The following is a 12,496-nucleotide window of genomic DNA, read 5'->3' as shown; positions in this document are numbered from 1 at the left end:
ATCGTGTCACCGAACCGTCAGATTTTGCTCCGGCTGCCCGGTCCGGGGCGTGACGTCAGAGATTCGTCAGGAGTCGTACGCCCTGAGTTCGGGCGTCGCGGGCATAACTTCGGGACATGGGTGACAGACGGTTCGCAAAAGGTTCCCCCTCCTCGCTTACGGACTCGGCGTCGGGTCGCGGCATGGCCTTCGCCGGGCGGCTCCCCTCCGCACCCGGGTTCTGGCGCAGCCCGGTGCGCGGCGTCCGGTTCACGGCGGTGCTCGGGCTGGTTCTGCTCGCCGGACTCACCCTGCTGTTCGTGACCGGCCTGCTGTCGTACGCCGCGTACAACCCGGACCTGGCGCCGGTCAACGACAAGACACCGGACAAGGGGTTGCTGGGGTTCTATCTCTTCGCCTGGCCGACCGGCCCGCACTGGCTGTACCGGCTGACGCAGGGGCTGCACGTCACGGTGGGCATCGCCCTCGTCCCCGTACTGCTGGCGAAGCTCTGGTCGGTGATCCCGAAACTCTTCGTGCTGCCGCCGGTCCGGTCGGCGGGGCATGCGCTGGAGCGGGTGTCGTTGCTGCTGCTCGTCGGCGGAGCACTGTTCGAGTTCATCACCGGACTGCTCAACATCCAACTGGAGTACGTGTTCCCGGGGTCGTTCTATCCGCTGCACTTCTACGGGGCGTGGGTGTTCTTCGCCGCGTTCCTCGCCCATACCGGGCTGAAGCTGCCGCGGGCCGTCCGGGTGCTGCGGGGCGGGCGGCTGGAGGGCTCCGCGCCGGGCGAGGCGGATGAACTGGCCGCACCCGACCCCGCTGTGCCGACCATCTCCCGGCGCGGAGCACTCGCCATGACGGGCGGTGGGTCGCTGCTGCTGCTGATCACGTCGGCGGGCCGGAGCTTCGACGGGCCGCTGCGGCAGGTCGCCCTCCTCACCCCGCGCGGCGCGGCGGAACCGGGCTCGGGTCCGAACGGCTTCCAGATCAACAAGACGGCCGCAGCCGCCGGAGTGACGGCGGCCGACACGGGACGGGACTGGCGACTGACCGTCAGTGGGCCCGCCGGGAAGATCCGGCTCAGCAGGGAACAGCTGCTGGCCATGGAGCAGTACAGTGCCGCGCTGCCGATCGCGTGCGTGGAGGGCTGGTCGACGTCGGACCAGTGGTGGCGCGGAGTACGTCTGAGAGATCTGGCGGCCCTCGCGGGGTATCCGGACCGGCCGCCGGGAGTGCTGGTCGAGTCCGTCCAGCACAGCGGGGCGTTCCGGAAGGTGGCCCTCCGCGACAACCAGGTACGCGACCCGCGCGCGCTGCTGGCCTTGCAGGTCAACGGCGAGACCCTCTCGCTCGATCACGGATATCCGGCACGGGTCATCGTCCCGGCGGCCCCAGGCGTGCTCAACACCAAATGGGTGGCCCGGCTGAGTTTCGGGGCACTGTGAGAGGGAGGGCGGGCAACCGGGTGGATCCACGAGTGGTTCTCAGGCGCTGGTACGGGGAGGGGCCGCTGCATCTCCTCCTGCTGGCCGCGACATTCGCCCTCGCGGGCTATGCGGGCGTACGGCTGCTGGCCGGCGACACGTTCGCGATCGCGGTGTGGTTCATCGGCTCCGCGCTCCTGCACGACCTCGTGCTGCTGCCGCTGTACGCGTCGGCGGACCTGGTCCTGCGCCGGGCGCTCAAACCCCGCACCCGGCTGGTCAACTACATCCGCGTACCGGCCTTCCTCTCCGGCCTGCTCCTGCTGATGTGGTGGCCGCTGATCACCCGGCACGCGGTGCGGTACGAGCCCTACAGCGGGCTGTCCCTCGATGTCTTCCTGGGGAACTGGCTGCTGATCACAGGGGTGCTGTTCGCGGGCTCGGCGCTGTTGCTCGTCCTCCGTACCGCCCGGTCGCGGCGCAGGCACACGAAGGGGCGGCCGTCCGCCTCCCACTGATCGACGGGCTGCCAGCCGCACGCCTGCGCGTACCGCAGCAGGGCCGGTGTGCCGAGCCGGGCCCAGGGAAAGGGCGAGACGGCCGCGGGACCGAACACGCCGGTGTCGGCGGCCGCCGTCCCGCGTCCGTCGTCCAGCTGGACCTGGACTCTCTCGTCGATGTCCTGCGGTGTCGTCTCGGCGATGAGCAGACCACCCGGGGCGAGCAGGCCGGCCGTGCGGCGCAGGAGGAGAGGCGGGTTCCCGCCGATGCCGATATTGCCGTCGAGGAGCAGGACGGTGCCCCAGCGGCCCTCGCCCGGCAGCGGATCGAAGACGGAGCGGTGCAGCGCCGCGCCACCGAGTCGAAGGGTGTGGGCGACAGCGGTCTCACTGATGTCGATGCCGAGTGCGCGATGACCGCGGACGGCGAGCTCGGCGACCAGCCGGCCCGGCCCGCAGCCGACGTCCAGAACGGGGCCTTCACAGCGGCCCAGTGCCGACAGGTCCGCGGCGTCGGCGTTCGCGCACCAGCGTTCGACGTCCAGGGGCAACAGCCAACCGTCGGTACGGCGGAGGAAGAGCGGTCCATGACCGTTGCGCAGCGCGTCGGCGTACGGATCGGTGCCCCAGGACGTGGCGTCACGGCCGGGCGGCGGGGGTGCCGCGACCAGCCTGCCGCGGTGAGGGACCGGGTTCATCGGGCCTCCGCCGGGGCCAGCAGAGCAAGCGTCGCGGCGAACCGGCCGTGCGGCGCCGCGGCGGCGACAGCGACGGCGTCCTGCGCGGTGTCCACATCACGCAACTGCGGAAGGTCGCGCACGGTCAGCCCGGCGTCGACCAGGCGCCGGCGCTGGACCGCGCCGGTCTCGGGCACCGACATGGGAACACCGAGCAGCAGTTCCGGGGCGGGGACCGCCAGCCCGAGCGCCCAGAAGCCGCCGTCGTCGGCCGGTCCGAACCAGGCGTCGCAGCCGTCCCAGGCGGCAGGACGAAGCGCGGCGGCCAGATGGGCGGCGGTGATCTGGGGGGTGTCCATGCCGATGAGGAGAGTCGGGCCGGTACAGCAGGCGAAGGCCGCGGCAAGCCGTTCGTCGAGACGGCCGGTTCCCTGCGGCCACACCTCGATGCCGGGCGGCAGCCACGGTCCCGGCTGTCCTTCGAGGACGACGGCACGGCGCCGGGCGGGCAGGGTGCACACGGTCCGCAGAGTGTCACCGAGCGCCGCCTCGGCGAGCCGGGCGGCCTGGGCGGGCGTGAACGGCGGGGTGAGCCGGGTCTTGACCCGGCCCTGCACCGGTTCCTTGGCGATGACCAGCACGGTCGTAGGGCCCGACAAGCCCTCGGCCGCACCGGGGCCGGCCGGGGCGCTCACCGGGGCACCTCCGGACGCACTGGTCCCGGAGCCGTCCCGGCCGGTGACTGCAGCACCGCGCGCATGTCGCGCACCGCCTGCCAAGTACCCCGCCAGGTGCCGGTGACCTTCGACTTTCCACTGCGCGGGAAATACGGGACGTCGGTCTCCGAGACCCGAAGCCCGGCGTCGGCCGCGCGGACCACCATCTGCAGTGGGTAGCCGCTGCGCCGGTCGGTGAGACCGAGCATCAGCAGATCCGCCCGGCGCCCGGCCCGCATCGGGCCGAGGTCGTGCAACCGCAAACCGGCGCGGCGGCGCAGCATCCGGGCCAGCGCGAAATTGCCGACGCGGGCGTGCAGCGGCCAAGCCCCACGGCCCGCGGGGCGGCGGCGGCCGAGCAGCAGGTCGGTTTCGCCGTCGGCGATCCGGCGTACGAAGGAGGGGAGCAGGCCGGGATCGAGCGAGCCGTCGCAGTCGCAGAAGCAGACGAACTCCGACTCGGCGGCAAGCAGTCCGGCATGGCAGGCGGCACCGAAGCCGCGCTGCGGCTCGTGCACGACGGTGGCGCCGAGCGAGCGGGCCAGTTCGGCCGATCCGTCGGTGGAGCCGTTGTCGACGACGATCGCGCGCCAGCCGTCCGGGACGGCGCCCAGTACTCGGGGCAGTGCCGCGGCCTCGTCCAGACAGGGCAGAACGACATCGGCATTCGGCGTAGGGATACGGGCATAGGGAGGGCCCGTCAGGGGGGAGTCGGTCACGGCTCTCACCCTACGGAGCAGAAACCGGCATTCCGGGCTCCATCTTCTTACGAAAAATAGACGTCGGCCCAGTGGCAGCGGACCGGGCCCACGCGCGCCGCACCTGCGTGCCAGGGTGGTGAGATGGCGAACATCCCGGACGGTTCAGGCCCAGGTACTCACTCCTGCCCCGGTACCGATACCGAACGCGGTCACATCCTGGTCGTCGACGACGATCCGACGGTCGCCGAGGTCGTCATCAGCTGCGTGGTCCGGGCGGGGTACGACGTCGGGCGGGCGGACGACGGCCCGACGGCACTGCGGTGCTTCGCCGGCCGTCGGCCGGGCCTGGTCGTCCTCGATCTGATGCTGCCCGGCATGGACGGGATCGAGGTCTGCCGCCGGATGCGGGCTCATGGCTACGTGCCGGTCATCATGCTTACGGCGCGCGGCGACGAGGACGACCGCATCCTCGGCCTGGAGACGGGCGCGGACGACTACGTCACCAAGCCGTTCAGACCGCGCGAACTGGTGCTGCGCGTCGACTCGGTGCTGCGCCGGGGCCGCGCCGCGGTACCGACTGCCGTCCCGCTGCAGGGTGCCGGGCTCCGCCTGGACCTCGCGGCCCGCCGCGCGACACGCGAGGGCCGGGAACTATCCCTCACCCTGCGGGAGTTCGACCTTCTCGGCTTCCTTCTGAGTCACCCTTCCCAGGTTTTCACCAGGGAGGAACTGATGCGGGAGGTCTGGGGCTGGGACTTCGGTGACCTGTCGACGGTGACGGTCCACGTGCGGCGGCTGCGCGGGAAGATCGAGACGGACCCGGCCCGTCCACGCCTGATCCAGACGGTGTGGGGTGTGGGCTACCGCCTGGACCTGACCCCGGGCCCGCCTCCTGGTGCGACGGCCGATGCGGGCGTGTCATGACCGACATACTCCTCATCGCGCTGTTGGCGTTTCTGGGTGCCGCGGTGGCCGGACTGCTCGGTGCGCTCGCTCTGCGGTTCTTCCGGCATCGTTCGCTCGTGGTGTCGGTCTCTGTCGTTGCTGCTGTCGCCGTGACCGCGATGCTTGCCGGCACGCTCGCGGTCGCCTGGGCGATGTTCCTGTCGCCGCACGATCTGACGGTTGTCACGACCGTTGCCGCCATGGCCGCCGTGGTTTCCCTCATCACTGCGGTGCTGCTGGGGCGCTGGGTCGCTGCCAGGAGCCGCGAACTGACGCTCGCGGCCCGCTCGTTCGGTGACGGCGGTACGTTCGCCGCCCCCGCGGAGCAGGCAACGGCCGAACTCGCCTCCCTGACGAAGGAGCTGGCTGCCACCAGCGCCAGGCTCGACAGTTCCCGCGACCGGGAGCGCGCACTGGAAGCATCGCGGCGTGAGCTCGTTGCCTGGATCTCGCACGACCTGCGGACCCCGCTCGCCGGGTTGCGGGCCATGTCCGAGGCGCTGGAGGACGGCATGGCCGCAGACTCCCGGCGCTACCTGCGGCAGATCCGCACAGAGGTGGAGCGCATGAATGACATGGTCGGCGATCTCTTCGAACTCTCCCGGATCCACGCCGGAACGCTCACCCTGTCGCCCACCCGCACCTCCGTCCACGAACTGGTCGGTGACTCCCTCGCGGGCGCCGGCCCGCTGGCGCTCGAGCACGGTGTGCGGTTGATCGGGAGCCGTATCGACGCCGTTCCCGTGGAGGTCGACAGCAAGGAGATGAGCCGGGTCCTGGACAACCTCCTGATCAACGCGATCCGCCGCACCCCCGCCGACGGGACGGTCGCGGTGACAGCGCAACGCGGGGACGACACCGTGGTCCTCTCGGTGACCGACGGCTGTGGCGGGATTCCCGAGGAGGACCTGCCCAGGGTTTTCGACACGGGCCGGCGCGGCAGCCATGCCCGGACGCCCCCGGCCGGCGCGGGCCTCGGGCTCGCGATCGTGCGCGGCATCGTCGAGGCGCACAAGGGGCAAGCGGGCGTCCGTAACGTGGCCGGCGGCTGCTGCTTCGAGATCACACTCCCTCTGGCATACACATGAGGGGCCATCACTTCCAGCATTCGGGCAGGACCTCACCGGAGCGAAATGTTCAGAGTCTTCCGGTGTCCGGGCGCATCCCCCGCAACGGGTCCGTCGCAAACTCCGCCATTCCCTCGGCGAACCCGTGCTGTGGTTTCCAGCCCAGCTCGTCCCGCAGTCGTCGTGAGTCCGCGGTGACATGCCGTACATCACCGAGCCGGTATTCGCCGGTGACTTCAGGAACAGGGCCACCATGTGCTGAAGCCAACGCCGAGGCCATCTCGCCGATGGTGCGGGGATCCCCGCTCCCGGTGTTGTAAACAGTGAAACCGCCCGGCCCATGTCCTTTGACGGCTTCCAGCGCCAAGGCGTTCGCGGCGGCCACATCCCGCACGTGGACGAAATCCCTCCGCTGGCAACCGTCCTCGAAGACCCGAGGGGCCTCTCCACGGGCCAGAGCCGACCGAAAGAAGGAGGCGACACCGGCATACGGTGTGTCGCGCGGCATCCCCGGTCCGTACACGTTGTGGTAACGCAGCGACACCGCGGACCCGCCCGTCGCGCGCGCCCAGGCCGCGGTGAGATGTTCCTGGGCGAGCTTGGTGGCCGCGTACACGTTACGCGGGTCCGTGGACGCTTCCTCGGTGACCAGGCCAGGTGCCAACTCCGCACCACAGCACGGACAGCGCGGCTCGAACCGGCCCGCGTCCAGGTCGGCCACCGCCCTCGGCCCCGGCCGGACCGTGCCGTGGAGGGGACACTCGTAGCGTCCCTCGCCGTAGACCACCATCGAACCAGCCAGGACCAGGCTTCGCACACCCGCATCGGCCATCGCCGCAAGCAGCACTGCTGTCCCGAGATCATTGCAACCGACATACTCAGGCGCGTCCGCGAAGTCACTTCCCAAGCCGACCATCGCTGCCTGATGACACACAGCGTCGATACCCCGCAGGGCCCTGTCCACCGCCTCCCGATCGCGAACGTCCGCGATGATTCGGTCCGCGTCGCTGTCCGCGAAGTCTGCTGCCGCACCGTGTACCGAAGGCAGCAGTGCGTCGAACACGACTGCCTGATGCCCGGCCGACGTGAGGGTACGGACGATCTCTGACCCAATGAATCCGGCTCCGCCGGTAACCAGTACGCGCATGGTGCCCACGCTAGGCAGATGGTGGGTCACATGACCGGTTCCGGCACGGCGCGTCACAGGACCGTAAGAGATGTCCCTGCGGGACGCCTGCGGACGAAACGGACGCGACCTCGGGGACGTGCACCCCGACGTACGGCGCTGAACTCCGCAGGGTGAGCAGTTGCTCGGCACGGACGTCGTCGAGGGAAAGGTGCGTCACCAGGGCTGATCAGGTTGTGGACATACCGCCAATCATAGGAATGGAACAGGCGTTGCCGTCAGAAGCTTTGACAGCGGTAATCCGCTACGGCTTCAGCCCACCGCTGCCGCACCGTCCTTCTCCCCGCGGTGCGCTGGTCCTTCGGCCGCTTCGGCGCTCCTCTACCTGACGTGCGTCAAAGGGTAGTGATTCCTCTGCGGACCGTCGTCGCCGTCTCCTCGCACGGGTCAGGTTCGTGTACTTGCCGGTCCGCCTCGGTGGGGAACTGGCTGTGGGTGTGCTGGAGGGCGATCACGGCGGCGTCGTCGGCCAGGTGCCCGCCGACGTGGGCGAGCAGGTCGGTGCGCAGGCGGCGGATCAGAGCCGGGGGGCTCTCGTCCGTCCACGCGGCGGCGCGCTCGGCCAGCGGGTAGAAGACGCCCCGGGCATCGCGGGCCTCGGTCAGTCCGTCGGTGTGCAGCAGCAGCACATCGTTCGGCTCCAGGGTGAATGTGTCGACACGGTAGTCGGGGCGGCTCAGCCCGCCCAGGCCCAGCGGCGGCGCGGGCCTTGGCGCAGGCAGCGCGGTGGCCTGCCCGTGGTGCAGCAGCAAGGGCGGTGGGTGCCCGCACGTGACCATCTGTGCCCGTGCGGTCTTGTCGGGGATGTCGAGGACGGCGGCGGTGATGAAGCATTCCCCGGCTGTCTCCTCTTCGGCGGGCTCGGCCAGGTTCCAGCACACGCTGTGCTCCAGGTAGGACATGAGGGCGGGCAGCGTGGCCTCGCGGTGCGCGGCCTCGCGGAAGGCGCCCAGAAGCAGGGCGGCGTCGCTGATCGCGGTCAGGCCCTTGCCCCGCGCGTCGCCGATGATCAGCCGGGTGCCGGTAGGGGTGCGGACGGCGGCGTAGAGGTCGCCACCGATCATGGCGTTTTCCTGCGCCGCCAGGTACATCGACGCCACCCGTAGGGGGCCGATCCGGCGTGGCAGGGGTCGCATGACCACGTTCTGCGTGACTTCCGACACCGTCCGTACTTGCGTCAGCTCACGGTCGTGGCGCACCTGCAGGTACCGGAACACGGTCACGATCACCGAGACCACCAGCAGGGCGATGATCTGCGAATCGAAGTACAGCGTCCCCAGGAGGTTCTCGTGTGTCAGGCCGATGCCCACGAGCGCCGCCACCGCGGTACCACCCATCACCCCGGTCAGGACGGGACCGGCGAATGACGCCGTGATCGCGGGCGCCACGACCAGCAGCGGCCCCAGCGGCACACCGCGCGGGCTCAGTACATCGGCCAGCACGATGGTCACGATCAGCCCGAGCGGGACCGCCAGCAGGGCATCGGACGCTTGCCGAGAGCGTTGTCGGCGCGGAAGCCGGTGTCTGAAGCCCATAAGCCCGGTCTACACCCACAGGGCCCGCCGCGCAGGATCTCGCAGCGGGCCTGCCATGGCTCGCCGACGCCGACGCCGATGCCGTCGAGGACGAGACCAGCATCAGCCCGGCCGGCCCGTTACCCCGTTCCGGACCGACCCTCGGGGACGAGCCGGTACACAGCTGGCCCGCCTGGTCTGACGTGGTAGACCGGGTGTCCAGCTTGAGGGCCGCAACGTCTACGGCGTGCTGGTGCACATCCCCGGAGGCATCGGCGCCGGCGCCGCCTCCCAGGACGGGCGGGGCCTGGGCTGTCTCTTGGATCTTGCATGATGACGGGCATGAACACGGAAACCTGTGACCCAGCCGAGTTGTCCGCCCTCCGCGAGATCTTCACGTCCCGTCCCGAGGCGGTGCCGCCGGCCGGTTGGGAGGCGGTGCGGTCCTTCGAGGCGGAACACGGCGTCGTGTTCCCGGAGCCGTACCGCACGTTCGTGGCGGAGATCTGCGACGGACTGCGCGCGGGACCGCCCTACTACGGTCTGCTGCCCCTCGCGCAAACGCCCTCGGACTGGGGCTCGGACCGCCCCGAGCGCCTCCTTGCCGAGCCTTTTCCGCTCATGGCGGCATGGCTGTGGGAGGAGGAAGAAGAGGACAAGGAGGCACTGCCGGAGCAGGAGTTCGAGGCACGGATGGACTCCGTGTTCGACCACGGCTCACTGCTGTTGGGCACCGACGGCTGCGGCATGTACTGGCACCTGATCGTCACCGGCTCGCAGCGCGGTCACGTCTGGCTGATCGGCGAGAACGGCGCGATGCCCTTCGGTACCCGGCCGGACACCTCCTTGATGCCGGGCACGCCCGGTTTTGCGGGGTGGGTGACCCACTGGGCCCAGGGCCGCTCCTGGTTCGCGGATGCCTAAAGTCGTCACCCGACGACCCTGAACTCCGTGACTTCCGGAGTCAACGCCGCCAAGCGCTCACACCGCCACCGATGGACAAGATCAGCCTCCCTCTGGCAGCCGCAAGAAGGGAATCTGTCCTCCGTGTGGTCAAGCGCTCGTCGTCGGCGTGGAATACGAGCCCGACAGTCCACGCGAGTGGATCGAATGGTTCGACGCGATGAAGAAGCGGTTGCACAAACACCATTTCACCTACCGACGGCATGGTGGATCCGACGAGAGCAAGAACCTTCGGCTCGTCCACTCGGATTGACAGCGCCGACATCATTCAGGCGATAGCGATCGGAAAAGAGCAGAACCTGTGAAGCCTCCGGGCTTGCTTGAGCCGTGGTGCCTGGAAACAGGCTGGTCCGGTTCTGAGGGCGGCCGGGTCACGTCGCCGCGACCCGGCCCTCGACCAATGGCACGGCCTCTCCACCCGTTACGACAAGACCGCCACCATCTGCCTTGCTGCCCTCCACATCGCGGGAATCTTCATCCGGTTCGCGAGATGACCTGAAGGAAACGGCGTAGAACTGGTCCGTGCCCACCACCGCAAGGGCCGCTGGGTCGCCGCGAACTGCACCGGCACCGGCGTTCGGAAGCGAGCTGCCTCAGCGGGAAGGCTTCACACCCGCCCCGCCACCACCGTCGGTACGACAGGTGACTGGCTGGCTCACCCGGCACCCTGCCACCCTGACCGAAGAGGAGAAACTCCACCGCAAGTCAATCCTCGACCGCATCCCGGAACTGGCCTTCGCCACCGAACTGACCAGCGCGTTCGCGGAAATCTCGCCGAACCCGCCGTGCGGTCGGGTAGGCCGCCGGCGAGGTGCCTGTAACCAGGCCTTTTCCGACGTCCCCCACCGAACCGGGCGTGCGACGTCAATCGCATCCGTCTCTCCAATTCCTCTTCTCATGAATTTACTGATCAGTGAATTCTGCTCAAGCGATTCCCTGGCCGCCTTGGTGGAGGAATTCAGGGCCGCCATCAGGTCGACGACCCCGGTCCGCTCATCACCCTTCCTGGCCTGTCAGTGACTTACACAAATCCGCTTCCGAGGCAGGCCTCCGCAACCAGGTGGCTCCTCCGCCCATGGGGTGAAATCCTGCACACGTCGGTCCGGGAGCCAGGAACGACGCGGCCTTTCCTGGTAACAGCAGGGAATGCCCAGGCCCTCGTATCCGCAGCCCGACAATACGGACCCCGGCGTTCCGTCCGAAGGACGACGGCACCGGATCCGCGCCGCGTCACGCCGGGCGCTGCGCGGCACGACCGGTACCGCGGCCCGGAACCCGGGCGCACGACAGGCGCCGATTCACCCGCGGTACACGCCACACGTGAACCCCACGCTCCAGACGGCCGCCGCCTACGCCTGGCGGATTCTCGCGGTGGGAGCCGTCGTGTACGCGGTCTTCTCGGCGCTGGGGCGATTTCACGAGGTGGCGGTAGCCGTCTTCCTCGGCCTGGTCGTGACCGCGGTGCTGCGCCCGGTTGCGGACCTCCTGGCCCGCCTGATGCCGCGGCCGCTCGCCGTCGCCGTCGCGCTGCTCGGCAGCATCGTTCTCGTCCTCGGTGTCCTGACACTCGTCGGCGAGGCGGTCGCCGGAGAACGCGCCGGGCTGGAACGGGAGTTCGGTGACGGGCTGGGGAGGATCGAACACTGGCTGGAGGGGCCGCCGTTCCGGCTGAATCCGAGGACGCTCGACGACCTCCAGTCCCGGATCGGGCAGTACCTGTCGAGCCATCGCTCCGCCCTCATCAGCACGGCCGTCAGCGGTGTGGGCCGACTGGTCGAGGTCGTGACGGTATTCGTCCTGGCGTTGTTCTGCTCGGTCTTCTTCATGCACTCCGGCGACCGGCAGTGGGACTGGTTCTGCGGTCAACTCCCGCAGAACGTCCGGGCCCGGGGGGCGATCGCGGGCCGGGCAGCCTGGCGTACGTTCACCGGTTACACCCGCGGCATCATCCTGGTGGCAGGGACCAACGCCGTATTCGTAGGACTGGCCCTGTTCGCACTCGGAGTGCCACTGGCTCTGCCTCTGGCGTTGCTGGAGTTCTTCGCCGCTTTCATCCCGCTGATCGGCTCACCGATCGCCCTCGCGGTCGCGGCCGTGGTAGCCCTGGCGGCCAAGGGCCCGATCGTGGCAGCCGTCGTCCTCGTCCTGATCGTGGTCATCGGCCAGATCGAGGGCCACCTGCTGCATCCGCTCGTGATGGGCTGGGCCGTTCGCCTGCACCCGGTCGTGGTCGCGCTCTCGGTGATCGGCGGCGCCATCGCGGCGGGAGTGCTCGGAGCCGTGGTGGCAGTACCGCTCGTGTCAGTCCTCTGGTCGGTCCACCAGACACTGCTCCACGCAAACGAGTCCACGCCTACGAAGGGCTGAGCCGTGTGCACGGAACGGTGCTCCGACGCGCAGGCGAGGTACCGGCCTCCTTGGCCGGCCTGCCCCCGCTCGTGGGACGGAGGCCGAACGCTTGCCTCCTCACCACCAGACACTGTGGCTCCCGGTACGACTTCTTCACGCCGAGGCGCAGCAGGCGCACCAGGCGCCCGAACGCGATCACAACGTACCGTCGGCAGTTGCCGCTCCGGCTCATGGGGGACACAGTTGAAAAGGAGCACACACGAGATGGGAGTGTGCAGGCTACCGTTCCGATCCGGGCCTGGGGACGAAGGCGAACACGGTCTCCCGGCGATGGCACTACTGGTAGAACAACCGGGCAATGGCTCGCGTGCCTACTGGTGGCTGGTCGGCCTCACCCATCGGCGGTTTCCGCCGGAGATGGTGACGGGGGCATGGCATCTCTGGCCAATTCTTCGTTTCTCGGCAATTG

The 12,496-nt window shown here is 69.4% G+C and carries 11 protein-coding genes; 6 read left to right on the top strand and 5 right to left on the bottom strand.

Annotated elements, in window-relative coordinates; translation table 11 throughout:
- The first annotated feature begins 116 nt into the window (after positions 1–116).
- Positions 117–1,430, top strand: coding sequence for a molybdopterin-dependent oxidoreductase (locus tag ACFYY7_RS24130; RefSeq protein WP_388664350.1), 1,314 nt, complete (start codon positions 117–119; stop codon positions 1,428–1,430).
- 349 nt (positions 1,431–1,779) lie between these two features.
- Here ACFYY7_RS24130 and ACFYY7_RS24125 read toward each other — a convergent pair whose 3' ends face one another.
- The 3 genes from ACFYY7_RS24125 to ACFYY7_RS24115 are packed head-to-tail and all read right to left on the bottom strand — an operon-like array spanning position 1,780 to position 4,021.
- Positions 1,780–2,607, bottom strand: coding sequence for a class I SAM-dependent methyltransferase (locus ACFYY7_RS24125; protein WP_388664348.1), 828 nt, complete (start codon positions 2,605–2,607; stop codon positions 1,780–1,782).
- Positions 2,604–3,281 (bottom strand): DUF2064 domain-containing protein, encoded by a 678-nt coding sequence (locus ACFYY7_RS24120; RefSeq protein ID WP_388664346.1) that lies wholly within the window; start codon positions 3,279–3,281, stop codon positions 2,604–2,606. Before ACFYY7_RS24120 ends, ACFYY7_RS24125 begins: the two co-directional genes overlap by 4 nt.
- Entirely contained in the window at positions 3,278–4,021 is a 744-nt protein-coding gene (locus tag ACFYY7_RS24115) for a glycosyltransferase family 2 protein (protein ID WP_388664344.1), read from the bottom strand. The genes ACFYY7_RS24120 and ACFYY7_RS24115 overlap by 4 nt, the downstream gene beginning before the upstream one ends.
- Positions 4,022–4,144: 123 nt before the next feature.
- On the opposite strand from ACFYY7_RS24115, the gene ACFYY7_RS24110 reads away from it, so the two are divergent.
- Both ACFYY7_RS24110 and ACFYY7_RS24105 read left to right on the top strand, forming a co-directional pair.
- On the top strand, positions 4,145–4,927 hold the full coding sequence (locus tag ACFYY7_RS24110; protein ID WP_388664342.1) for a response regulator: 783 nt from the start codon (positions 4,145–4,147) through the stop codon (positions 4,925–4,927).
- A complete protein-coding gene (locus ACFYY7_RS24105) occupies positions 4,924–6,036 on the top strand; it encodes a sensor histidine kinase (protein ID WP_388664341.1) in 1,113 nt (370 codons plus the stop codon). The genes ACFYY7_RS24110 and ACFYY7_RS24105 overlap by 4 nt, the downstream gene beginning before the upstream one ends.
- 49 nt (positions 6,037–6,085) lie before the next feature.
- Here ACFYY7_RS24105 and ACFYY7_RS24100 read toward each other — a convergent pair whose 3' ends face one another.
- Positions 6,086–7,162 (bottom strand): NAD-dependent epimerase/dehydratase family protein, encoded by a 1,077-nt coding sequence (locus ACFYY7_RS24100; protein WP_388664729.1) that lies wholly within the window; start codon positions 7,160–7,162, stop codon positions 6,086–6,088.
- A gap of 374 nt (positions 7,163–7,536) precedes the next feature.
- Positions 7,537–8,736, bottom strand: coding sequence for a PP2C family protein-serine/threonine phosphatase (locus tag ACFYY7_RS24095; RefSeq protein ID WP_388664339.1), 1,200 nt, complete (start codon positions 8,734–8,736; stop codon positions 7,537–7,539).
- Between the two features lie 309 nt (positions 8,737–9,045).
- On the opposite strand from ACFYY7_RS24095, the gene ACFYY7_RS24090 reads away from it, so the two are divergent.
- The 3 genes from ACFYY7_RS24090 (at position 9,046) to ACFYY7_RS24080 (ending at position 12,045) form a co-directional block, all read left to right on the top strand.
- The gene (locus ACFYY7_RS24090; protein ID WP_388664337.1) at positions 9,046–9,639 is read left to right on the top strand and encodes an SMI1/KNR4 family protein; all 594 of its coding nucleotides are present in this window, start codon (positions 9,046–9,048) and stop codon (positions 9,637–9,639) included.
- Positions 9,640–10,320: 681 nt separating this feature from the next.
- Complete coding sequence (locus tag ACFYY7_RS24085; RefSeq protein WP_388664336.1) at positions 10,321–10,698, top strand: hypothetical protein; 378 nt, start codon at positions 10,321–10,323, stop codon at positions 10,696–10,698.
- A gap of 300 nt (positions 10,699–10,998) precedes the next feature.
- On the top strand, positions 10,999–12,045 hold the full coding sequence (locus ACFYY7_RS24080) for an AI-2E family transporter (protein WP_388664334.1): 1,047 nt from the start codon (positions 10,999–11,001) through the stop codon (positions 12,043–12,045).
- Positions 12,046–12,496: the final 451 nt, after the last annotated feature.

The sequence above is a fragment of the Streptomyces sp. NPDC001933 genome, assembly GCF_042890955.1.
GTDB lineage: Bacteria > Actinomycetota > Actinomycetes > Streptomycetales > Streptomycetaceae > Streptomyces.
Note: the sequence above shows the minus strand (reverse complement) of the source record. Positions and strands in the feature narration are given on the sequence as shown.